Source organism: Pseudorhodobacter sp. MZDSW-24AT, assembly GCF_002794355.1.
Taxonomy (GTDB): Bacteria; Pseudomonadota; Alphaproteobacteria; order Rhodobacterales; family Rhodobacteraceae; genus Pseudotabrizicola.
This window is the reverse complement of the sequence record NZ_PGOI01000007.1, coordinates 362,690-385,652: the sequence shown is the minus strand read 5'-3', so window position 1 is coordinate 385,652 and position 22,963 is coordinate 362,690. Positions and strand designations below refer to the sequence as shown.

Here is a 22,963-nt window from a genome sequence, read left to right as displayed (position 1 = left end):
GCCTCCTCAGATATAGGTGTTCCACAAGTTCTCCAGCCGCTCTTGGCGGCCCGATTTCGGCTCCGGCTCCAGCCCTTCGGCGGTCACCCGCGCCGCCGCCGCTTCCAGCCCGCCCTCCAGCATGGCCTTGGCCGCATCGGTTTCCCATCCGGCATAGCGCGCGCGGCGGTTGGCCTCCAACGCGTCCGACTCCAGCATCGCGGCGGCACATTTCAGCGCCCGCGCGCAGGTGTCCATCCCGCCGACATGCGCCAAAATCAGATCCTCGGCATCCAAGGATTGCCGACGGATCTTGGCATCAAAGTTGGTGCCGCCGGTGGTATAGCCGCCCGCCCGCAGGATCTCGTAAAACGCCAGCGCCTTTTCGGCATGGTTGTTGGGGAATTGGTCCGTGTCCCAGCCCGACTGATAGTCATTGCGGTTCATGTCGATCGACCCGAAAATCCCCAAGGACGCCGCCATCGCGATCTCATGCTCGAAGGAATGACCGGCCAGAATGGCATGGCCTTGCTCGATATTGGTCTGAACCTCTTTTTCCAGCCCGAAGTCCTTCAGGAAGCCATAAACCGTTGCCACATCGTAATCATACTGATGCTTGCTCGGCTCTTGCGGCTTGGGCTCGATCAGGATCGCGCCCTTGAAACCGATCTTGTGCTTATACTCCACCACCTGCTGCAAGAACCGCCCCGCATGCGCCCGCTCGGCCTTCAGGTCGGTGTTCAAAAGCGTCTCATAGCCTTCGCGCCCGCCCCACAGCACATAGTTCTGTCCGCCCAGCGTCATGGTGGCATCCATGTTCGCCTTCACCGTCGCGGCGGCATAGGCGTAAACATCCGGGTCCGGGTTGGTGGCGGCCCCGCTCATCCAGCGGCGGTTAGAGAACATGTTGGCGGTGCCCCACAAAAGCTGCGTCTTGTGGTCGGCCTGCTTCTGGCCAAGGTAGTCTACCATCGCGTCCAGATTGCGCTTGCTCTCGGCGAATGTGGCACCTTCGGGCCGCATGTCGGCATCGTGAAAGCAATAGAACGGCGCGCCCAGAATATCGAACATCTCGAAGGCCACATCGGCCTTCAGCCGCGCCAGATCCATGCTGTCGCCGAACCACGGGCGGTCAAAGGTCTGGCCGCCGAACGGGTCGCCGCCGGGCCAGGCAAAGCTGTGCCAATAGGCCACGGCAAAGCGCAGATGGTCTTCCATCCGCTTGCCCAAGATCACCTCATCGGGGTTGTAATGGCGAAAGGCAAATTCGTTGTGGCTTTCCGGGCCTTCGTATTTGATCGCCGGAATGTCTTTGAAAAACGTGCTCATGTCAGGCCCTTGATGGCAGATTGTGCTTGAATATGGCGGGCATGGCCCGCGTCGAAGGCGTCTTTCAACGCCGCGTCCGGTTCGATCACCCGCGCGATGCGCGGCAGGCTCGCCACCTCGGCTCCGGCCCCGGTGGCGGCCATCAGCGCAAGCCGCGCCGCGCCAAAGGCCCCGCCGAAATCACCCGCCACCGGCACCTGCACCGGGCAATCCAGCGCGGTGGCAATCGCCCGCAGCCAATAATCCGACCGCGACCCGCCGCCCACCGCCAGCAGGCGGTCCAGCCGGGTGCCGGTGGCCGCCAGCGCATCGCGGCAATCGCGAAACGCGAATGTCACGCCCTCCAGCAGCGCGCGCGTCGCCGCCGCGCGGTCGGTCGCGTGCTCCAGCCCGACAAAGGCCCCGCGCACCGATGCGCTGTTCAAGGGCGTGCGCTCGCCACCCAGATAGGGCAGGAACAGCGTCTTTCCGGGGGCCTGCAACGCCCCCAGATCGCCGGTGAGGCTGGCGGCATCGCTGCCCGTCAGCCGCGCAAACCAGTTCAGCGCATCGGTGCAGGCCAGAATGACCCCCATCTGATGCCATGTGTTCGGCAAGGCATGGCAGAAGGTATGCACCGCCGTCGCCGGGTCCGGCTGGTAACCGTCATTCGCGGCAAACAACACGCCGCTGGTGCCAAGGCTGACAAAAGCCTCCCCGGCGCGCACCACACCCACACCAACGCCCGAGGCCGCATTGTCGCCGCCGCCGCCCGCCACCACCACACCCGCAGGCAGGCCCCAGCGCGCCGCAAGCCCGGCGCGCAAGTGCCCCGACACCGCCGAGCCTTCCACCAGCGCCGGCATATGCCCGCGCGACAGCCCCGTCGCCGCCAGCAGATCCTCCGACCAATCCCGCGCGCCGGTGTCCAGCCAGGCGGTGCCCGCCGCATCCGACATCTCGCTGACCGCCTCACCCGTCAGCCACAGCCGCAGATAATCCTTGGGCAGCAGGATCTTGGCCACCTTCTCCCAAAGGCGCGGCTCATGCGTGCGCAGCCACATCAGCTTGGGCGCGGTAAAGCCGGGGAACACGATGTTCCCCGTCAGCCGCCGGAACATCGGGTCATCGTCCAGCTCGGCCGCCTCGGCATGGCTGCGGCTGTCATTCCACAAGATGCAGGGCCGCAGCACCTGATCCGAGGCATCCAGCAGCGTGGCCCCGTGCATATGGCCCGAAAGCCCGATGCCCCGCACCGCGCCCAGGCCATGCGCCGACAGCGCGTCCAGCACCGTTTCCGCCGCCGCGATCCAGGTGTTCGGGCCTTGCTCGCTCCACCCTTCGTGCGGGCGCTGCACGGTCAGCGGGGCGGTGGCTTCCGCCACCACCTCCTGCGCCTCGGTCATCAGGATGCCCTTCAGCCCCGAGGTGCCCAGATCCAGCCCGATATACATCAATAGGCCTTTGCCGGTTTCTTGCCCATGATGATCATGCCCAGAATGTCGTCATCGGTGACCTCGTCCACATTCACCGTGCCGACCCGCTGGCCATTCTTCATCACCACCGCGCGGTCGCACAGATCCATCACCGCATGAATGTCATGCTCGATCAGGAAGATGCCCAACCCCTGCCGCTTCAGCTCTTGGATCAGCTCGGCCACCATCTGGGTTTCCTGCGGGCCAAGCGCGGCGGTGGGTTCATCCATGATCAGGATCTTGGCGTTGAAATACACCGCCCGCGCAATCGCGACCGACTGCCGCTGCCCGCCCGAAAGCGCAGAAACCGGCACGTTGAACTTGCGGAAGTTGGGGTTCAGCCGCGCCATGATCTTGCGCGTCTCCGCCTCCATCTGCGCATCGTCCACAAAGCCCGCCGCCGTCACCAGCTCGCGCCCCAGAAACAGGTTCGACGCCGCATCCAGATTGTCGGCCAAGGCCAGCGTCTGGTAAATCGTCTCGATGTTGTAATTCCGGGCGTCGCGCGGATTGTTGATCTCGGCCCGCTCGCCGTTCACATAGATCTCGCCGGTGTCTTTTTGATAGGCGCCGGACAGGCACTTGATCAGCGTGGATTTCCCGGCGCCATTGTGGCCCAGAAGGCCCACAACCTCACCCGGGTGCAGATCGATGCTCACATGATCCACCGCCTTGATCCCGCCGAAGGAAATCGAGATGTCGCGCATCTCGACCAGAGGGGTTCCCTTGTTCATGGTCATATCTGCCTCCTCACTTCGTGCGGGCGCGGTAAAGGTTGTCAAGGTAGACGGCGAGCACAAGAACCACGCCCACCACGATCCGCTGGATCGCCGCGTCAAAGCCGATCAGCACCATCCCCGATTGCAGGCTCTGCATCACCAGCGCCCCCAGAATGGCCCCATAGATCGTGCCCACACCGCCAGCCAGCGAGGTGCCGCCGATCACGGCCGCCGCGATCACATACAGCTCGTCCAGCGTGCCCAAGGCGTTGGTGGCGCTGTTCAGACGCGCCGAGGCGATGATCGCCGCCAGCCCGCTCAGGGCGCCCATCAGCGCAAAGATCTTCAGCGTCATCCAGCGGGTGTTGATGCCAGCCAGCGCCGCCGCTTCGGGGTTGCCGCCGATGGCAAAGACATAGCGGCCAAAGCGGGTGCGGGTCATCAGAATGGTCATCGCAATGCCCACCGCGATCATGATCAGCACCGGAATGGCAAACCCGTGCGAGACAAAGGCATCATCGGGCAGATCCATCTGGCGCAGAATGCCGCGCGGCAGCGGATAGGCGTTCATCAGCAACACCGACCCGATGATGGCACCACAGCCAATCGCGCCCAGCGTCACCTCGGCCCAGATCGGGCGCAGCGGGAATTCATGCTTGATCCGCTGCCGACGCCCGTTGACCAACAGCCACACCACCCCGGCGCAGGCGATCAGCCCGACGATCCAGCTTCCGGTGGCGCCCACATTGCCGCCCGGACCACCGCCCAGCAGCGCGAAGGTGCTGTCCACCGGCGAAATCGTCTTGCCGCCATTGGCGATAAAGGCCATGCCGCGCCACACCATCAACCCGCCCAGCGTCACGATAAAGGACGGGATGCCACGATAGGCGATCAGCCAGCCATGGAAGGCGCCGATCAGCGCGCCCAAGGCGATCCCGGCCACGCAGGTGATGATCCAGATCGACCAATGCCCCAGACCAAAGATCTGCGGCAGAATATCCACCTGCAAGATCCCCATGGTCATGCCGGTGACCCCGATCAGCGACCCCACCGACAGATCGATGTTGCGGGTGATGATGACCAGCACCATCCCCGTCGCCATGATCCCGATGCTGGATGTCTGCACCGACAGGTTCCACAGGTTGCGCGGGGTCAGGAAGGCGCCATTGCCGTTCACGATGGCGCCGTAAAGGTGAAATCCGCCCCAGATCAGCAGCAAGGCGGCCAGCATGCCCAACAGGCGTGTGTCGATCTCGGTCGCCGACAGAAAGCGCTTCACTGGGTTACCGCCAGCCCCAGCTTGGGCGGGGGCAACCGGCGGGGCCGTAAGAGGTGTTTTGGTCATGGCATCGTCCAACGCTAAGGGGACAGGGACAGCAGGCGCGACGTATCAAAGCGCTTCGCAAAGGCTGCGCGCGGCACCGTCAAAGGCGCACTCGGCGCGCTGTCTAGAATGGGTCAAAAAGGGCGGCGCGGTGGCTTTCGCACACCGCGCCGCGCCGGGTCTTATTCGCAGCCGACGACGCCAGCCACAGCGCCTTCGCAGGCAGCTTCTTTGGTGATGTGGCCTGCATCGATGGCCACGTTCAGGTTCGCGCGGGTCAGCGGGGTCGGGGCCAGCAGGATGGCATTCATTTCAATGCCCTTCTCGCCGCCCGAGAACTTGGTCGCGCCTTCGATCGAGTCAAGCGCAGCCCCGTCGGCCAGTGCCGAGGCGATTTCGCCCGCAGCCTTGCCCAGCTGGCGTGCATCCTTCCAGACCGAAACGGTCTGGGTGCCGCGTGCCACACGGTTGATTGCGGCATGGTCGCCGTCTTGGCCGCCGACCGGAATGGTCAGGCCCTGAGCGCCCAGCGCAGCCACCACGCCACCGGCCATGCCGTCGTTCTGGCTCAGAACCGCAGCGATGTCGTTGTTGGCCGACGTCAGGATCTGCTCCATGTTCTTCTGAGCATTTTCCGGCTTCCAGCCATCCGAGAAGGCTTCGCCTGCAATGGTGATCTTGCCAGCGTCAATCGCGGGCTGGATCACCGACATCATGCCTTGCAGCAGGAAACCGGTATTCGGGTCGCCCGGGTCACCCTTCACGATGGCATAATTGCCTTCGGGGGCTTCTGCGAAGACCGACTCAGCGATGATGCGGCCGACGCCGACGTTGTCGAAGGTCAGATAGAAGGTGCGGTCATCTTCGATCAGGCGGTCATAGCCCACGACCGGAATGCCTTCGTTCGCAGCGGCTTCGATGGCCGGCCCGATGGCGTCCTTGTCCCAAGCGTTGATGATCAGCGCGTCCACACCCTGCGCGATCAGCGCTTCGATGTCGGTCAGCTGCTTGGCCGAAGACGATTCAGCATCGGCTGAAACATACTCGTTGCCCGCGGCTTCCAATGCGGCCTTGACGGCGGCTTCGTCGATTTTCCAGCGCTCTTCCTGAAAGCTCCCCCAAGACACGCCGATCTTCTTGCCTTCCGCCAGCGCGGCAGAAGAAAACCCCGTCGCCGCGATCACGGCGAGCACGATTGCGTTACGCATGTGTATCCTCCCTATGGATGCAGCCAGCGTATGGCTGGTTCGGCAGATTCGCCGAGACTGGCAAAAATTGCCCGTATTAATTTCAGTTGTCAAAATAAAAATTGTGATGAAATCTAGAGGAGAGTAAGGATCGTTACGGTAATCGCTGCCATGCAGCAATTTTTGGGCGGTGTGCGAAGAATAGCGGTGCTAATTAGTTAGGATACCAAAGAAATGCTGACCCATTACACGCCGCAAGGGCCTGACGAGGCCCGGCGCGGCGTCGGCCCCCTGATCCCGCCGCTCTCCGATACACAGCGCCCGCTGCGTCAGCAGGTGTTCGAGCGCGTGCGCGCGGCCGGTCTGATTCCCCGCGTTCAGGTCGCCAAGGATCTGGGCGTCAGCCCGGCATCGGTCACCACGATCACTTCCGAACTGCTCGACTCCGGCCTGATCGAAGAGGTCGCCGCCCCCCCGCGCGACGGCGAAACCGTGCGGGGCCGTCCGGCCGTGGCGCTTGGCGTGCGTGCCTCGGCGCATCGGGTGGTGGGGGTGAAGATCTCGGATCGCGGCGAAACCGCCGTCATCGTCGATTTCGCCGGCAACCTCATCGCCGAAGACAGCATCCCGCGCCGCTACGGCCCGATGACGGTGCCCGAACTGCTCACCGTGATCGAAACCCTGCTCGACCGCGTCTGCGCCAAGGCCGGGCTCACCCGCGCGGATCTGTCGGGCATCGGCATGGGCCTGCCCGGCTTCATCGACAATGCCGAAGGCCTTGTCCTCTGGACCCCGCTGCTCGACACCCGCAACGTCCCGCTCCCCGCGCTCACCAGCCAGCGCGTCGGCCTCCCGGTCTGGGTCGACAACGACACCAACCTCGTCGCCATGGCCGAGCTTTGGTTCGGCGCCGGGCGCGGCCTGTCCGACTTCGCCGTGGTCACCATCGAACATGGCGTCGGCATGGGCTTCGTGATGAACCACCGCATCTATCGCGGCGCGCAGCGCGTCGGGCTGGAACTGGGCCACACCAAGGTGCAACTCGACGGCGCGCTTTGCCGCTGCGGCCAGCGCGGCTGTCTGGAGGCTTACGTCGCCGACTATGCCCTTGCGCGCGAGGCCACCACCGCGCTCAACTGGGGCCATAAGGAAGGGCAGAACATGACCGTCCTGCTCGAAAGCCTCTATGACCATGCCAAGGCCGGCAATGCCACCGCGCGCAGCATCTTCCGCCGCGCCGGACGCTACCTTGCCGTCGGCCTGTCAAATGTCGTCAATCTCTTCGATCCGGCGCTCATCATCCTGTCGGGCGAACGGATGCGCTATGACTACCTCTATGCCGCCGAAACGCTGGCCGAGATGGACAATCTGATGGTCAACACCGGCCGCCCCCGCCCCCCGATCGAGATTCACGCATGGGGCGTGCGGATGTGGGCGCATGGGGCCGCCGCCCTCGCGCTCGCGGCCATCAGCGAAAGCCAGCTCTCCCCCGGGCGCGAGATTGCCGCACAATAGACGCGGTGGAAGTGTCCTAAGACACTGCATTTCCTGCTCCTTTCGCCATAATGGCGGAAAGACGCGAAATGTGATGGCCAAACACACCCGGACGGCAAGCTGTTGATTGCACATCGTCTCGGCTGTTGCGATACTCGCCGCAATCGCAAGTGAGGTTCCTGTGACACAGCGCAGACACGCCCTGTCCCGCCTGCCCTTCGTGCTCTGCCTCGCAGCTGCGCTGACCGTCGGCCACACCAGCCACGCGCTCGACCGGGTTCAATTCACCGTCGCCAGCCCTGATGAAGATCTGGGCAGCGCCCTGCGCGCCGCCTCGGCGCTGCTTGCGCTCTCGAATGACGAAGATCAGCCCGATCAGGTGCTCGCCGCCGCCCGCGCCGAATATGGCCGCCTTGTGGGCGCGCTCTATGCCCAAGGCCATTACTCCGCCGTCGTCTCTGTCCTGCTCGACGGGCGTGAGGCCGCGAACATCGCCCCCCTCGACGCACCTCAACGCGTGGCGCGCATCGAGGTGCGGGTCGATCCCGGCCCGCAGTTCCGCTTTTCGCAAACCAGCGTCACCCCGCTTGCGCCCGAAACCGAACTCCCCGATGGCTTTGCCCCCGGCGAACCCGCGCTCAGCGGCCTTGTCCGCCAAGCCGTCACCGCGGGCGTCGATGGCTGGCGCGCCCAAGGCCATGCCAAGGCCCGCGTCACCGGGCAAGACGTGGTGGCTGACCACCCCAACCGCGCCCTTGCCGCCCGCGTTGCCATCACCCCCGGCCCGCGCCTGCGCTTTGGCCCGGTCGATGTGCTGGGCCAGCAGCGCACCCGCGAAAACCGCATCCGCAAGATCGCGGGCATCCCCCAAGGCGAAGTCTTTGACCCGGCCGAAATCGACCGCGCCGAAAACCGCCTGCGCCGCACCGGCACCTTCGCCTCCGCCACCATCACCGAAGATGAAGGCATCACCCCGCCCGATCTTCTGGGCACCACCATCACCGTGGTCGAGGAAAAGACCCGCCGTCTCAGCTTCGGCGCCGAAGTTTCCAGCCTCGAAGGGCTTGATCTGTCCACCGCATGGCTGCACCGCAACCTTTTGGGCGGGGCAGAACGCCTGCGCATCGAAGGCCGCGTCGGCAACATCGGGGCGAGCAACAACGGCGTCGATTACGGGCTCCGGCTCGACATCGACCGTCCCGCCACCCTGACCCCCGACACCACCGCCCGCTTTTCCACCGAAATCGACCATCTCGACGAACCCGATTACCGCGCCAATTCCTTCAGCGCTGGCATTGGCTTCACCCATATCTTTTCCGACAGCCTGACCGGCCGCATTGATCTGGCCTACAGCATCATCGACGGCACCGAATTCTCGGATGACCGCAGCGTCTCACGCGATTTCCAGTTCCGCAGTCTCTCCTTGCCCATCGGCGCCGTCTGGGACCGCCGCGATGACAGCGCCGATGCCAAGCGCGGCTATTACATCGAGGCCGAGGTCAAGCCCTTCCTTGGCTTTGGCACCACCGGCTCGGGCCTGCGCGCCACCGCCGATCTGCGCGGCTATCGTGGCTTTGGCGCCGATGATCGCTTTGTCATCGCGGCGCGCGCGCAGGCGGGCATCATCACCGGCTCCGCCCTGCTGGAAACCCCGCGCGATGATCTGTTCTTCTCCGGGGGCGGCGGCACCGTGCGTGGCCAGCCGTTCCAATCCTTGGGAATCAACGTGTTGCGCGGCCCGATCAGCTACAAGATCGGCGGCAACCATTTTGTCGCGGGCTCCTTGGAACTGCGCACCCGCGTCACCCGCAATATCGGCGTCGTCGGCTTTGTTGATGCCGCCCGCGTCGATGTGGGCAGTTTCTTCGACGGCCCCGGCGACTGGCACGCGGGCGCAGGTCTTGGCCTGCGCTATGCCACTGGCTTCGGGCCGATCCGGCTTGACGTGGCCGCCCCCGCAGGCGGGCGCAAAAGCGAAGACCGGGGCGTGCAAATCTATGTTGGCTTGGGGCAGTCCTTCTGATGCGCTGGCTCCTCCCTCTCGCCCTGATCGCCGCCCCGTCTGTTGCCTTTGCCCAACAGGCCGAACCTGAAACCGAAGCCGAACGCACCGATCGCGGCACCATCGTCGCCTTTCTCGAAGACAATCTGTCCAGCGCGGGCCGCCAAGTCACCTTGAGGGGCTTCCAAGGCGCGCTGTCCTCGCGCGCAACGGCCACGCAACTGACCATCGCCGATGAACAAGGCATCTGGCTCACCCTGAATGACATCGTGCTCGATTGGTCGCGCTCGGCGCTGCTGACGGGGCGGGTCTCGGTCACCGAACTGACCGCCGCCGAAATCATCGTCGCGCGCGCGCCCCTGTCTGACTCCACCGCCCCCGCGCCCGAGGCTTCGGGCTTTGCGCTGCCCGATCTGCCGGTGTCTGTGAACATCTCGCGCATCGCAGCCGAGCGTGTGGTGCTGGGCGAGTCCCTTCTGGGCCAGCCGGTCGAAGGCCGGGTCGAAGCCTCGCTCTCGCTGGCCGATGGCAATGGCACCGCCGCGCTCACCATCAACCGCACCGATTCCGGCCCCGATGGCCGGGTCGAGCTGGTCGCCGCCTATGCCAATGACACCACGGAACTGTCGCTCGACCTGAACGCGGTGGAAGACGCAGGCGGCATCGCGGCCACGCTGCTCGATCTGCCCGGGGAGCCCGCCGTGGCGCTTCAGATCAGCGGGGCAGGCCCGCTCACCAACTTCACCTCCACCATCGCGCTCAGCAGCGACGGGGCCGAACGTCTGGCGGGCACCGTCACCCTGATGGGCACCGATACGGGCGGCACGCGGTTCAACGCCGATCTGTCGGGCGATCTGGCGCCGCTCTTCATCCCCGAATACGCCGATTTTCTGGGCGAGTCCGTCAGTCTGGCGGTCACGGGCGAACGCTCCGACACCGGGCGGCTTGATCTGTCGCAGCTTGCCTTGCGCGCGCGGTCTCTTGATCTCACAGGCCAGACCACCCTTGCCGCCGATGGCCTGCCCGAGGTGATTGCGCTCAGCGGTGTGCTGCGCGATCCCGAGGATGCGCCGGTGCTGATCCCCGGCTTTGATGCGGGCGTCTCGGTCCGCTCGGCCGCGGTCGAGATCGGCTATAACGCAGGCACGAGTGACTCTTGGCGCGCGGTGATCGACGCCACCGGGGTCGAGACGCCTTCGGCGCGCCTTGGTGCCGTGGTGCTGCGCGGCGCGGGCCGCATCGCGCGGGCACCGGGCGGCAATGTGGTGGATGGCAGCTTCACGCTGACCGGCGATGGCATCGCGCTGCAAGACCCGGCCCTCTCACAGGCCTTGGGCAGCAGCGTCATCGGCAGCGCCCGCCTGTTCTGGCAAGAAGGCTCCGGCGTCACCCGCATCGGCGCGCTCAACCTTGCCGCAGGCCCGCTGACCCTTTCGGCAGGCGGCGAAATCGCGGGCCTGTCCGAAGGCTTCCGCACCCGGGGCCGCCTCACGCTCGACGCCACCGATCTTGCCCCGCTCTCCGGCCTCGCCGGTCGCCCGCTCTCCGGGCGCGGCACCGTCACCGCCTCGGGCCAAGGCAGCCCGCTCGCCGGAGATTTCGACGTGCAGGCCCGGATCGACGGTCAGAACCTCACCCTCGACGTCCCGCAGGCCGACAACCTCTTGCGCGGCCCGTCCAGCATCGCGCTCGACATCCGCCGCGACACCAGCGGCACCGTCTTGCGCAGCTTTGCCGTGCGCGCGCCTTCGCTTTCCGCCGATGGCTCCGGCACCCTCACCTCCACCGCTGCCGACCTCACGCTCACCCTTGCGATGACCGATCTCTCCCGCCTCGGTCCCGACTATGGCGGCCGCATCACCGGCGGCCTGCGGCTCACCGGCCCCCTCACCGAAGGCACCGCCCGGATCGAGTCCGATCTCACCGCCACCGCCTTGCGCATCGGCGTCCCCGAGGCCGACCGCCTGCTCGACGGCACCTCGCAAGTCACCCTGCGCGCCGACCTGCGCGACAGCGCGCTCGCCCTCGAGCAACTCACCGTCACCACCCCCGGCGCCACCGTCTCGGCCAGCGGCAGCTTGGCCAGCGCCGGCAGCGACATCACCGCCCAACTTGCCCTGCAAGATCTTTCGCGCCTGCGCCCGGAATACGGCGGCCGCGTCACCGCCACCGCGCAACTCACCGGCACGCCTCAGGCCGCCGCCCTCTCCCTAAGCGCCGAAACCGCCAACCTGCGCCTCGGCAACCCCGATGCCGACCGTCTGCTCGCTGGCCCTTCGCAACTCACAACCGCCCTGCGCGTCGAAGAGGGCCAGCTCCGCATCGACACCCTGTCGCTGACCAACCCGCAGCTTTCGGTGCAGGCCAGCGGACGCGCCACCGACACGCGGCGCGAAATCGACCTGACCGCCCGCCTCGCCAACCTTGGCCTGCTGCTGCCCGAATACCCCGGCCCCGTCACCCTTTCGGGCACCGCCGTCGAAGGGGGCGACGCCTATACAATCGCGCTCACCGGCACCGGGCCGGGCAGCATCGACGCGCGCATCGCGGGCCAGCTTGCCACCAATTTCTCCAGCGCCAACCTCACCTTGCGCGGCAGCGCGCAGGCCGGCCTTGCCAACCCCTTCCTTGGCAACCGCGTCGTCTCGGGCCCGCTCTCCGTCGATCTCGCGCTGAACGGCCCGCTTGCGCTTTCGTCGCTCTCCGGTCGCGTCAACCTCTCGGGCGGCACCTTTGCCGACCCGACCTTGCCCTTCAGCCTTCAGTCGATCGACGCCAGCTTGAGTCTCGCCTCCGGCTCCGCCCAGATCAGCACCAGCGCCGCCGTCTCCACCGGGGGCCGCCTCGTGCTCAGCGGCCCGGTCTCGCTGACAGCGCCTTACCGCGCCGACCTTGGCCTCACCGTCTCGGGCGTCACCTTGCGCGATCCGCAGCTTTACCGCGCCCTTGCCAATGGCCAGTTGCGCATCACCGGCCCGCTCACCGGCGGCGCCCGCATCACCGGGCGCATCGCGCTGCCGGAAACCGAAATCCGCATCGCCGCCACCGGCCTCAGCGGGCAGGAAATGCTCGACGGCCTCCAGCACATCGGCGAACCCGCCGCCGTCCGCGAAACCCGCCGCCGCGCAGGCCTCATCGCCGACCCGGCCGCCGCCACAGCCTCAACCCCCCGCCTGCCCTTTGAACTGGATGTGGAAATCTCGGCCCCCAACCAGCTCTTCATCCGGGGCAGGGGGCTCGATGCCGAACTGGGGGGCACCCTCCGCCTCATGGGCACCACCGACGACATCATCCCCTCGGGCGCCTTCAACCTCATCCGGGGCCGCCTTGATATCCTCGGCCGCCGCCTCACCCTGACCGAAGCCTCGCTTTCGCTCGAAGGCGATTTCGACGCCAACCTCAGCATCATCGCCAGCAGCACCAACGAAAACATCACCAGCAACGTCATCATCGAAGGCACCGCCCGCGACCCAGAGGTGCGCTTCACCTCCAACCCGCAACTCCCGCAGGAAGAGGTGCTGTCGCAACTCCTGTTTGGCCGCAGGCTGGAATCCCTCTCGGCTCTGCAAGCGCTGCAACTGGCCAATGCGGTGGCCACCCTTGCCGGGCGCGGCGGCGAAGGCATCGTCGGCCGCCTGCGCCAAGGCTTTGGCCTCGACGATCTGGATGTGCAGACCACCGCCGAAGGCACCACGCAGCTGACGGCGGGCAAATACCTCAGCGAGAACGTCTATTCCGAAATCGTCGTCGATCAGGATGGCAAAAGCCAGATCAACCTGAACCTCGACATCACCGATAACGTCACGCTCAAGGGCCGTGTCGGTGCCAAGGGCGACACCGGCATCGGCATCTTCTACGAACGCGATTACTAAGGGTGGCTGGGCGCTTACGCCCAGCCGTCAATCGCGGCAATCGCCTCTTCCGCCGTCTCGACAAAGCGGAACAGTTTCAGATCTTCCGGGCTGATGGTGCCGGCCTCGGCCAAGGCCTCCCAGTTGATGATCTTTTCCCAGAACGCCCGGCCAAACAGCAAAAACGGAATCGGCTTCATCCGCTGCGTCTGGATCAGCGTCAGCGCCTCGAACATCTCGTCCAGCGTGCCAAAGCCGCCCGGAAACACGCAAATCGCCTTGGCCCGCATCAGGAAATGCATCTTGCGAATGGCGAAATAGTGGAAGTTGAAACACAGATCCGGCGTCACATAGGGGTTTGGCGCCTGTTCATGCGGCAGCACAATGTTCAAACCAATCGACTGCCCGCCCGCCTCATGCGCGCCAAGGTTGCCCGCCTCCATCACCCCCGGCCCGCCGCCGGTGACGATCACGTTCTCGCGCCCATAGCTGTCCATGCTGCGCTCGGTCATCAGCCGCGAAAACCGCCGCGCCTCTTCATAAAACGCCGACAGCGCCGCCAAGGCAGGCGTGCGCCCCGCCTCGGGGCTTGCCGGAATCCGCGCGCCGCCAAACAGCACGATGGTCGACCGGATGCCGCGTTCGTCCAGCACCAGTTGCGGTTTCAGCAATTCCAGCTGCAACCGCACCGGGCGCAATTCCTCGCGCGTCAGGAAATCGGTGTCCGCAAAGGCCAGCCGATAGGCCGGGGCGCGGGTCTGCGGCGTGTCCGGGCACAGATCCGCTGCCTTGACATCTTCAACACTGTCGCGGAACGGGTGGGCGCGGGGTTCGTCTTTCATGACCTGCCTTTTCATTGCGTGAACTCTCCCCAAGCTCTATAGGCAGGGCGCAACAGGACCAACCGAAAAAGGGTGACAGCATGTCAAACGCCGCCTTGGAAACCGCCATCGAAGCCGCATGGGAAGACCGCGACAGCCTCACCCCCGCCACCAAGGGCGAGGCGCGCGATGCTGTTGAATCCACGCTGGCCGCGCTTGGCGCAGGCACCCTGCGCGTGGCCGAACGCCGCGCGGGCGGCGACTGGCATGTGAACCAATGGGCGAAAAAGGCGGTGCTTCTGGGCTTCCGTCTGCAAGACATGGGTCTGCAATCGGGCGGCCCACAGGGGTCGTCGTGGTGGGACAAGGTCGATAGCAAATTCCACGGCTGGGGCGAGGCAGAATTCCGCGCCGCAGGCTTCCGCGCCGTGCCCAACTGCATCGTGCGCAAATCGGCCCATATCGCCAAGGGCGTGGTGCTGATGCCCTCTTTCGTCAACCTCGGCGCCTTTGTCGATGAAGGCACCATGGTCGACACATGGGCCACCGTCGGCTCTTGCGCCCAGATCGGCAAGAACGTGCACCTTTCGGGCGGCGTCGGCATCGGCGGCGTGCTGGAGCCGATGCAGGCAGGCCCCACCATCATCGAAGACAACTGCTTCATCGGGGCGCGCTCCGAAGTGGTCGAAGGCTGCATCGTGCGCGAAGGCTCGGTGCTCGGCATGGGCGTGTTCATCGGCAAATCCACCAAGATCGTCGACCGTGAAAGCGGCGAAGTGATGTATGGCGAAGTGCCCGCCGGGTCGGTCGTGGTGGCAGGCTCGATGCCTTCCAAGAACGGCATCAACCTGTATTGCGCCGTGATCGTGAAAAAGGTGGATGCGCAAACCCGCTCCAAGACCTCGATCAACGAGCTGCTGCGCGACTGACGCCCCCGCAAGGCCGCCTTGCGAGAAGTGTTAAGAATTGATGAATCCCACAGTGTCAACTGATTGATATTGTGGGAATCCTTCAATTGACCCCCTGTGTTACGCGCCGCGAAAGGCTGCCCTCATGTCCGATGAAAAAACCCCCAAGCCCAGCCGCCAGCAGGTCTACACCCTCCTTGTGCAGGTGGGCCGCAAACCCGGCGACGACCTCCCCCCCAAAGCCACCGGCGGGGCCCTGATGTGCTACGCCAGCGGCGTCGACGAGGCCGAGGCCGTCCGCGAAACCGTGGCCATCCTCAAACAGGCCGACCTCGCCGTGCTCGAGGTGGAAGGCCATGGCTCGCTCGATGAACAGAAAGAGGCAGGCGTCGAGATCGACCCCGAAGAGGAAGCCCTGATGCTGCGGGCGCTCGAGGAAAACTCGGTGATCGTGGCCCAGATGACCGCCCTCTACGACTGACCCGGCCCCGCCCAAGGTTGCGGGGCGGCGCGACAAAAGCTATGCCTGCGCTGTCCCAACCCGGAGCCACGCATGACCGCCGCCGCCATTGATCCCGTTGCCCTGACCGCCGATCTGGTGCGCTGCCCCACCGTCACCCCGGCCGAAGGCGGCGCGCTGGTCCTGCTAGAGCGGCTGCTGTCCGGCGCCGGCTTCGCCTGCACCCGCGTCGACCGCAACGGCGTCCCCAACCTTTTCGCCCGCTGGGGGCTGCGCGGCGCAAATCGCAGTCTCGGGTTCAACGGCCATACCGATGTGGTGCCCGTCGGCGATGCCTCCGCCTGGACGCATGACCCCTTCGGCGCCGAGATCGTGGACGGCTGGATGTACGGGCGCGGCACCACCGACATGAAATCCGGCGTGGCGGCCTTTGTCGCCGCCGCGATCGATTTCGTGCGTGAAAGCCCGCCTGATGGCGCGGTGATCCTGACCATCACGGGCGACGAAGAGGGCGCCTCGGTTGATGGCACGCTGGCCTTGCTGGACTGGATGGCCACGCAGGGAGAGCGCATGTCGCATTGTCTTGTGGGCGAGCCGACCTGCCCCAATGAGATGGGCGAAATGATGAAGATCGGCCGTCGTGGCAGCATGACCGCTTATATCACGGCGGTCGGGGTGCAAGGGCATTCCGCCTATCCGCATCGTGCGAAAAACCCGATGAGTGCCTTGGTCCGTTTGCTCGCCCGGCTGGAAGAGCGGCCGCTGGATGAGGGCAGCGCCCATTTCGATGCCTCAACCCTCGCCATCACCACGATCGATTGCGGCAACCCCGCCAACAACGTGATCCCGGCGCGCGGGCAGGCCACTGTGAACATCCGCTTCAATGATCTGCACTCCGGCGCAAGCCTGCACCAGTGGTTGCAGGATCATGCGCAGGCGGTTGCGGTTGAAACGGGCGTGCAGATCGATCTGCGCGTGCAAATCTCGGGGGAAAGCTTCCTGACCCCTCCGGGCGCGTTCTCGGCCATGATTGCCCAAGCCGTTCAGGCCGAAACCGGGCGTGTGCCGGTGGCGTCCACCTCGGGCGGCACCTCGGATGCGCGCTTTGTCAAGGACCATTGCCCGGTGGTCGAGTTCGGTCTGGTGGGCAAGACAATGCATCAGGTGGATGAACGTGTAGAGGTCGCGCAGATCCACCAGCTGAAAGCCATCTACACCCGTATCCTGCGGGAGTATTTCGCATGATCCACATCGCCGCCACGCGCGACATCGCCGCTTGTCTGCGCCTGCGCCGAACCGTCTTCATTGAAGAGCAAGGCGTTTCGGAAGCCGACGAGGTGGATGACAAGGATGCCGAGGCCATCCACATCCTTGCCACGGTCGACGGCGTGCCCATGGGGTCGGCGCGACTGTTGCTGATCGGCGAGACCGGCAAAATCGGGCGGGTCTGCGTGCTGCCTGCGGCGCGCGGCACCGGGCTGGGGGCGCAGTTGATGCGGGCGGCGCTGGAGGAACTGCGCCGCCAGCCCGGCATCACCCGCGCCAAGCTCGGATCACAGACCCATGCCTTGGGCTTTTACGAGCGCCTTGGCTTTGTTGCCGAGGGGCCCGTTTACAACGATGCGGGCATCCCGCACCGCGACATGGTGCTGGTGCTGTAGCGCGGTCCTCAGGCCACCGCGCGATCCGTCGCCAGAATGTCCTGCACCATCGGGATCACCGTTTCGCCATACAGCCGGATGCACTCCATCAGGTCGCCGTGCGGCTGCGGGCCCGTCGCATATTTCAGATCAAAACGCTGAATTTTCAGCGTCTTGATCGTTTTGGCGATTTTGCGCGCCACGGTTTCCGGACTTCCCACATACAGCGAGCCATGCTGAACCTCCGCCAGATACTTGTCTTTGGTTACCGGAGGCCAGCCGCGTTCGCGCCCGATGCGGCCGAACATCTCGCGGTAATGCGGCCACAGGCCTTCGCGTGCGGCCTCATCCGTTGCTGCCACGAAACCGGGGGAGTGCACGCCGATCGGACGCGCCTTGGCGTCCATCGAGGCGACAGCGCGGTGGTAGAGATCGACATAGGGCACGAAGCGTGCCGGATCGCCGCCGATGATGGCCAGCATCAGTTGCAGGTCTTGCCGGACCACGCGCACGACCGACTCGGGGCTGCCCCCGACACCCACCCATGTGGTCAGACCCTTTGGCCCCAGCGGCGGATACACCACCTGATTTTTCAAAGGCGCCCGGGTCTGGCCTTGCCAGCTGACCTTTTTCTCACGCACGAGCCGGGCGAACAGATCGAGCTTTTCCTCGAACAGCTGGTCATAATCCGCCATGTCATATCCGAAGAGCGCATAGCTTTCGCTGAACGACCCCCGGCCCAGAATGGCTTCGGCCCGGCCATTCGAAAGAGCGTTCAGAGTGGAAAACCGCTGGAACGCCCGCACCGGATCATCCGAGGACAGCACGGTGACAGCGGTGCCAAGGCGGATTGTCCGCGTGCGGCCTGCGATGGTTGCCAGAACGATCTCGGGCGCAGAGATGGCGAAATCGTCGCGGTGATGTTCTCCCAAACCAATGAAGTCCACTCCGACCTCGTCGGCCAGAACGGCCTGATCGACAACGTCACGCAGCACCTGATCCATCGGCAGCGGCTGACCGTTGGCGCCTGTGGTGACGTCGCCGAACGTGTCCAGCCCCAAAGAAATCTCGCCCATCTTGGCCTCCTGTTCTTTGGGTCAACATAGGAGATCTTGATTCTTGCGCAAAGGCACAGCTTTGCACGGCGGATGTGCGCAATCAGGAGATGTCGCGCAACTCCAACTGGCCGCCGGGACCTTGGCGCACTTCAAACCGGGGCAACTTGCGCACAAGATCTGACAGCTTGGCCGAGCCATAGGTGCGGGTGTCGAAGTCGGGGTTGGCTTGGGTGATGAACTGGCCCAAGGGTCCAAGCGTATACCATTCCCCGTCAGGATCGATGGCCCGCATCGCCGCCACGATCAGCGGGATCGCTTTGGACGGCGCTTCCTTGGTGCCCGGCTTTGGAGCACTGGCGCTGTCGGAGGGTTCGTTTCGCGCGGCGGCGCGGGGTGGATCATCCGAGCCTGCGCTCAGGTTCTCGACATAAATGAACCGCTTGCAGGCCATGCGGAAGGCCTCGGGGGTTTTCTTTTCGCCGATGCCGTAAACATCCAGACCCTGTTCGCGGATACGCGCCGCCAATCGGGTGAAATCGCTGTCCGAACTGACCAGAACAAAGCCATCGAACAGGCCGGAATGCAGAAAATCCATCGCCGCGATCACCAAGCCGATGTCAGAGGCATTCTTGCCCTTGGTATTCGAAAACTGCTGGTCGGCCACCAGCCCAAGGGCCGCAACCTTCTTGGCCCAGCCTGCCAGACGCTGTGCCGACCAGTCGCCATAGATCCGCCGGACGGACGCTTCTCCCAACGCGGCGATCTCTTCAAAGATCGCCTCGGCATAGCTTGCGGGCACGTTGTCGGCGTCGATCAGGACACAAAGGCGGGGCGTGCGGGTTTCGGCCATCATTTTCTCCATTCCCTCCGCTTGTGACATCTTGCAGCAGGCAAGGAAAGCGTCATGCGAGCGGGGGCAGAAAGAAGCGGTCATGCGCCTGCCAGTAGGCGAGCAGGTCGCCGGCTGTTTTGTGCGGCAGGTCCAACTGCTCCATCATGCGCAGATCAACCCCGACCAAGCCCGCCATGCGCCAAGCATCCTGCGCGGCCTGTGCCGCGACCGGTCCGGCAAGCATCTGCTCGACCGCACCGGCGGACATGGCCAGACCGTGAATGATCTGCAAGGCGCTTGCCGTGGGCCAACGGGTGACCAACTGACCAACAAGCGTTTGCAGATCTTGCGTGTCTGACAGCAAGACGGTGACAATCGCTTCGATCATTTCCTCGTCGCTGACGCTCACGGTGGTGGTCTTTGCCAAAAATGCCTGTCCGGCAAGATCAGCAAAGCACAGGTTGCGGGGTGGGATCAGATCAATTTGACCTTGGTCCCGATTTTTGCGAGCGCATACAACTCGGCGATGTGTTCGTTATAGAGTCCGATGCAACCGTCAGAGGAACGGCGTCCGATTTTGCGGGTGTCATGCGTCCCGTGCACACGATAATACTGCCATGACAGATAAAGTGCATGCGTCCCCAGTGGGTTTTCGGGGCCGGCGGGAATCATCCTTGGCAGCGAAGGATCACGCTCTCGCATCGACGGCGTGGGGGTCCAGGTCGGGCCTTCGACCTTGCGGATCACCTCGGTCATGCCGCGGCGTGTCAGTTCCTCGGAGATCGGGACCGATGATGGCCACATGCGGTAATCCTGTCCATCCGCCGACCAGTAATGCACCGCGCGCGACACCATATCCGCAAGAATAACGCCTTGACCAAGGCTGTCGAAATGGTCGCGCCAATCCTGCATTTGGAAACTGGAGACATTGTTGCGCGTCGCCCCTGTCACGCCCTGTGCCAGACCGAGAGCCGGAGTGCAAAGCGCCGTGCCAAGAGCCGCAGCCCCTGTGAGCACGCGGCGCCGGGAGAGGGAGAGAGGTCGTGTCATGTGCCTGCCTTCTTTTTTTAAACCGGGGACCTTATCGGCACCTCGGGCGGCTTCCACAAATCACGATGTCTGAAGTGACTTCACGAAAGTCTCAGGTCAGGCCAGAAGCTCGGCTGGGCGGGCCTTCACACTGCGCAGGGCGTCGGTCGGGGTGATGCCCAACAACAGGCCGCGCGCGCCTGCGTTGATCCAGACCTTCGGCGCCGCGCAGACGCTCGCCTCTATCGCGGTTGGCACGGCCTTTTTCTGACCGAAGGGGCTGATGCCGCCGACGCGGTAACCTGTCAGGCGCTCTGCCTTGGCAGGAAGCATCATGGCCGCCGATTTTCCGCCAAAAGCCGCGGCCACCCGCTTCATCGAAAGCTGTCGGTTCGACGGGATCACGCAACAGGCAGGCAGGCCATCCACTTCAACCATAAGGGTCTTGAGGGTGAAGGCAGGGTCCAGCCCAAGCGCCTGTGCCGCCGCCAGCCCGACCGCATCAGCAGCCGGGTCATAGTCATAAGGGTGCAGCGACACCTCAATCCCGAGACGTGCCAGTTCGCGCAGACCGGGCGTCGACGCCAATGCCTTGGTGGTGTTCGCTTTGGCTGGTGTCATGGTGGTGATCCGTCGGGCGGTCAGGGAGGCTTCTCCCTGACCAGAGACTGGTTCAATAGACGACGACAGAGCGGATCGACTTGCCTTCATGCATCAGATCAAAGCCTTTGTTGATATCATCCAGGCTTAGAATATGGGTGATCATCGGATCGATCTCGATCTTGCCATCCATATACCAGTCGACAATCGTCGGCACATCGGTGCGGCCGCGCGCGCCGCCAAAGGCAGTGCCTTTCCACACACGTCCCGTCACCAGTTGGAAGGGGCGGGTCTCGATGGTCGCCCCCGCCGGAGCCACCCCGATGATGATGGATTGTCCCCAGCCGCGATGGGTGCATTCCAGCGCATCCCGCATCACCTTGACGTTTCCGGTGCAGTCAAAGCTGTAATCCGCGCCGCCGATCTTGTCGAAAGGCGTTTTTGTCAGATCGACGATGTGCTGAACGACCGACCCTTCGATTTCTTTCGGGTTGACGAAATGGGTCATCCCAAAGCGCTCGCCCCATTCCTTTTTGTCATTGTTCAGATCGACGCCGATAATCATGTCGGCCCCGGCCATTTTCAGGCCCTGAATGACGTTCAGCCCGATGCCACCCAAACCAAAGACCACCGCTTTGGCCCCGATCTCTACCTTGGCGGTGTTCAGGACCGCGCCGATCCCGGTCGTCACGCCGCAGCCGATATAGCAAATTTTGTCGAAAGGCGCGTCTTCGCGCACTTTTGCCAAGGCGATTTCAGGAACAACGGTGTGGTTGGCAAAGGTCGAGCAGCCCATGTAGTGATGGATCGGCGTGCCATCCAGCATCGAAAAGCGGGTGGTGCCATCCGGTAGCAGGCCTTGGCCTTGGGTGGAGCGGATTGCGGTGCACAGGTTGGTTTTCTGGCTGAGGCAGCTGGGGCATTCGCGGCATTCCGGCGTGTAGAGCGGGATGACGTGATCGCCGACCTTCAGGCTTTTGACGCCCGGTCCCACCGCGATCACCACGCCGGCGCCTTCATGGCCCAGAATGGCGGGGAACAGTCCTTCCGGGTCGGCGCCCGACAGGGTGAATTCGTCCGTGTGGCAAATCCCGGTTGCCTTGATTTCCACCAGCACCTCCCCCTCTTTCGGGTCGGCCAGATTGACTTCCATCACGGTCAGCGGTTTGCCGGGGGCAAGGGCTACGGCGGCACGGGTGCGCATTGGCTTCTCCTCATTCGGTTTGCGGGCAGGCTGAGCGAAACCGTCTGCCAAGGCAATACCCCCGGCAGGTGAATTTCACGGTCAGCCCTTCTTGCAGCGGCGGCCGGTGCCGGGTCAACCCTCTGCCAGAGTGGCGATTTCTTGCCTGCCGCTGCGGGAGCGTCGCCGCAGCCCACCTCAAGACGTGACATGCCGCCTGTGGCCTGACAGGCTGAAGGTTCACGTGACGGGATCGAGGGGGTCCTCATCCCTTTTTGAGCGGAAGAACGGAGATTGTTATGAAACACGCAGCCTTTGCCGGATGTGCCATCGCCTTTTTGGCGGCATGCCAACCGGTTGTGCCGGAATCGCCAGAGCTTTCTGCCTGCGGCGCACCCGCGTTGCAAGGTTTGGTCGGGCAGCCTGCTTCGGTGCTTCAGACCATGCGCTTTGGCACGGAAACGCGGATCATCCGGCCGGATATGGCAGTCACGATGGACTTCCGCGCGGAACGGTTGAACATCGATATTGACCGCGCCGAGCGCATTTCGCGCGTCTTTTGCGGCTGACAGAGATAAGGCCCCCGGGAACCGAGGGCCTTATGCCTAGGGCTCTGTAGTCTTTTACATCCGATAGGTGGAGTGGCAGTCGCGGCAGGTGCCGCCGATCGCCCCCATGCCGGCCTTGATGCCCTCCAACGATGCCGGATCAATGGCGGTGGCGGCCGCGTTCAAGGCCTCTCCCTTTGCCACAAAGTCATCCCAGTTGGTCCAGATCTCGGGTTTGGCTTCAGAAACCGGGTCGGTGGCCTGCGGTTCGAACTTGGCTGCGATATCCGCCGAGGCTGCGACCAACGCCTCTTTTGCGGCGGCGGCGGCGGTTGCGTCAAACGGTGCTTTGTCCGTGGCCATATCGCCCAGAACTTTGACGTTCATCCCGATGGTCCCCATCAGGTCCATCCGAGCCTTGACGGTTGGATCTTGAACGCCTTCCTTTGCAACAGCAACACCGGCAACAAGCACCAATCCGGCAATCAGTCCCTTCGTCATCAACTTCATGTTTTCTGGCTCCCAGCTGAAGAACATGCCGCAGT

Annotated in this window: 21 protein-coding genes; 8 read left to right on the top strand and 13 right to left on the bottom strand. The window is 64.4% G+C overall.

Translation table 11 applies throughout. From position 1 onward, the window contains the following. Positions 1 to 6: 6 nt before the first annotated feature. The 5 genes from xylA to CUR21_RS07915 form a co-directional block, all read right to left on the bottom strand. On the bottom strand, positions 7 to 1,308 hold the full coding sequence (xylA, locus tag CUR21_RS07935) for a xylose isomerase (protein ID WP_100196465.1): 1,302 nt from the start codon (positions 1,306 to 1,308) through the stop codon (positions 7 to 9). After that, positions 1,305 to 2,741 (bottom strand): xylulokinase, encoded by a 1,437-nt coding sequence (gene xylB / locus CUR21_RS07930; RefSeq protein ID WP_100196464.1) that lies wholly within the window; start codon positions 2,739 to 2,741, stop codon positions 1,305 to 1,307. The genes xylA and xylB overlap by 4 nt, the downstream gene beginning before the upstream one ends. Next, positions 2,741 to 3,502 carry an ATP-binding cassette domain-containing protein gene (locus CUR21_RS07925; protein ID WP_100196463.1) on the bottom strand — a complete coding sequence of 254 codons (762 nt, stop codon included), beginning with the start codon at positions 3,500 to 3,502 and terminating at the stop codon, positions 2,741 to 2,743. Before CUR21_RS07925 ends, xylB begins: the two co-directional genes overlap by 1 nt. A gap of 10 nt (positions 3,503 to 3,512) precedes the next feature. Further along, positions 3,513 to 4,826, bottom strand: a complete 1,314-nt coding sequence (locus tag CUR21_RS07920) for a sugar ABC transporter permease (protein WP_100196462.1) — start codon at positions 4,824 to 4,826, stop codon at positions 3,513 to 3,515. A 161-nt stretch (positions 4,827 to 4,987) separates the two neighbouring features. Beyond that, positions 4,988 to 6,013: a substrate-binding domain-containing protein gene (locus CUR21_RS07915; RefSeq protein WP_100196461.1), complete on the bottom strand. Its 1,026-nt coding sequence runs from the start codon at positions 6,011 to 6,013 to the stop codon at positions 4,988 to 4,990. A gap of 213 nt (positions 6,014 to 6,226) precedes the next feature. Here CUR21_RS07915 and CUR21_RS07910 point away from each other — a divergent pair, with 213 nt between their 5' ends. From CUR21_RS07910 to CUR21_RS07900, 3 genes are all read left to right on the top strand, one after another. Next, positions 6,227 to 7,507: an ROK family protein gene (locus CUR21_RS07910; RefSeq protein ID WP_100196460.1), complete on the top strand. Its 1,281-nt coding sequence runs from the start codon at positions 6,227 to 6,229 to the stop codon at positions 7,505 to 7,507. A 160-nt stretch (positions 7,508 to 7,667) separates the two neighbouring features. Then, positions 7,668 to 9,509, top strand: coding sequence for an autotransporter assembly complex family protein (locus CUR21_RS07905; protein WP_198431644.1), 1,842 nt, complete (start codon positions 7,668 to 7,670; stop codon positions 9,507 to 9,509). After that, a complete protein-coding gene (locus CUR21_RS07900; RefSeq protein ID WP_100196458.1) occupies positions 9,509 to 13,360 on the top strand; it encodes a translocation/assembly module TamB domain-containing protein in 3,852 nt (1,283 codons plus the stop codon). The genes CUR21_RS07905 and CUR21_RS07900 overlap by 1 nt, the downstream gene beginning before the upstream one ends. 14 nt (positions 13,361 to 13,374) lie before the next feature. Here CUR21_RS07900 and CUR21_RS07895 read toward each other — a convergent pair whose 3' ends face one another. After that, positions 13,375 to 14,181, bottom strand: a complete 807-nt coding sequence (locus CUR21_RS07895) for a TIGR00730 family Rossman fold protein (RefSeq protein WP_100196457.1) — start codon at positions 14,179 to 14,181, stop codon at positions 13,375 to 13,377. Between the two features lie 80 nt (positions 14,182 to 14,261). Here CUR21_RS07895 and dapD point away from each other — a divergent pair, with 80 nt between their 5' ends. The 4 genes from dapD (at position 14,262) to CUR21_RS07875 (ending at position 17,189) form a co-directional block, all read left to right on the top strand. Beyond that, on the top strand, positions 14,262 to 15,089 hold the full coding sequence (gene dapD, locus CUR21_RS07890; protein WP_100196456.1) for a 2,3,4,5-tetrahydropyridine-2,6-dicarboxylate N-succinyltransferase: 828 nt from the start codon (positions 14,262 to 14,264) through the stop codon (positions 15,087 to 15,089). Positions 15,090 to 15,213: 124 nt separating this feature from the next. Beyond that, a complete protein-coding gene (locus tag CUR21_RS07885; RefSeq protein WP_100196455.1) occupies positions 15,214 to 15,549 on the top strand; it encodes a hypothetical protein in 336 nt (111 codons plus the stop codon). Positions 15,550 to 15,621: 72 nt separating this feature from the next. Beyond that, positions 15,622 to 16,773: a succinyl-diaminopimelate desuccinylase gene (gene dapE, locus CUR21_RS07880; RefSeq protein ID WP_100196454.1), complete on the top strand. Its 1,152-nt coding sequence runs from the start codon at positions 15,622 to 15,624 to the stop codon at positions 16,771 to 16,773. Then, positions 16,770 to 17,189 (top strand): GNAT family N-acetyltransferase, encoded by a 420-nt coding sequence (locus CUR21_RS07875; RefSeq protein ID WP_100196453.1) that lies wholly within the window; start codon positions 16,770 to 16,772, stop codon positions 17,187 to 17,189. The genes dapE and CUR21_RS07875 overlap by 4 nt, the downstream gene beginning before the upstream one ends. Positions 17,190 to 17,197: 8 nt before the next feature. Here the strand turns inward: CUR21_RS07875 and CUR21_RS07870 are convergent, their stop codons facing one another. The 6 genes from CUR21_RS07870 to CUR21_RS07845 all read right to left on the bottom strand — a co-directional run bounded on the left by CUR21_RS07870 (position 17,198) and on the right by CUR21_RS07845 (position 21,891). Next, positions 17,198 to 18,244: an LLM class flavin-dependent oxidoreductase gene (locus CUR21_RS07870; RefSeq protein ID WP_100196452.1), complete on the bottom strand. Its 1,047-nt coding sequence runs from the start codon at positions 18,242 to 18,244 to the stop codon at positions 17,198 to 17,200. An 82-nt stretch (positions 18,245 to 18,326) separates the two neighbouring features. Next, positions 18,327 to 19,076 (bottom strand): NYN domain-containing protein, encoded by a 750-nt coding sequence (locus CUR21_RS07865; RefSeq protein ID WP_100196799.1) that lies wholly within the window; start codon positions 19,074 to 19,076, stop codon positions 18,327 to 18,329. Between the two features lie 52 nt (positions 19,077 to 19,128). Continuing rightward, positions 19,129 to 19,467 (bottom strand): hypothetical protein, encoded by a 339-nt coding sequence (locus tag CUR21_RS07860; protein WP_100196451.1) that lies wholly within the window; start codon positions 19,465 to 19,467, stop codon positions 19,129 to 19,131. Between the two features lie 65 nt (positions 19,468 to 19,532). Further along, positions 19,533 to 20,108, bottom strand: a complete 576-nt coding sequence (locus CUR21_RS07855; RefSeq protein WP_100196450.1) for a L,D-transpeptidase — start codon at positions 20,106 to 20,108, stop codon at positions 19,533 to 19,535. Positions 20,109 to 20,204: 96 nt separating this feature from the next. Next, positions 20,205 to 20,708 (bottom strand): aminoacyl-tRNA deacylase, encoded by a 504-nt coding sequence (locus CUR21_RS07850; protein ID WP_100196449.1) that lies wholly within the window; start codon positions 20,706 to 20,708, stop codon positions 20,205 to 20,207. Between the two features lie 52 nt (positions 20,709 to 20,760). Further along, positions 20,761 to 21,891 (bottom strand): S-(hydroxymethyl)glutathione dehydrogenase/class III alcohol dehydrogenase, encoded by a 1,131-nt coding sequence (locus CUR21_RS07845; RefSeq protein ID WP_100196448.1) that lies wholly within the window; start codon positions 21,889 to 21,891, stop codon positions 20,761 to 20,763. Between the two features lie 278 nt (positions 21,892 to 22,169). Here CUR21_RS07845 and CUR21_RS07840 point away from each other — a divergent pair, with 278 nt between their 5' ends. Next, a complete protein-coding gene (locus CUR21_RS07840; RefSeq protein ID WP_100196447.1) occupies positions 22,170 to 22,439 on the top strand; it encodes an I78 family peptidase inhibitor in 270 nt (89 codons plus the stop codon). 54 nt (positions 22,440 to 22,493) lie between these two features. Here the strand turns inward: CUR21_RS07840 and CUR21_RS07835 are convergent, their stop codons facing one another. Next, positions 22,494 to 22,928, bottom strand: a complete 435-nt coding sequence (locus CUR21_RS07835; RefSeq protein ID WP_157791964.1) for a cytochrome c — start codon at positions 22,926 to 22,928, stop codon at positions 22,494 to 22,496. Positions 22,929 to 22,963: the final 35 nt, after the last annotated feature.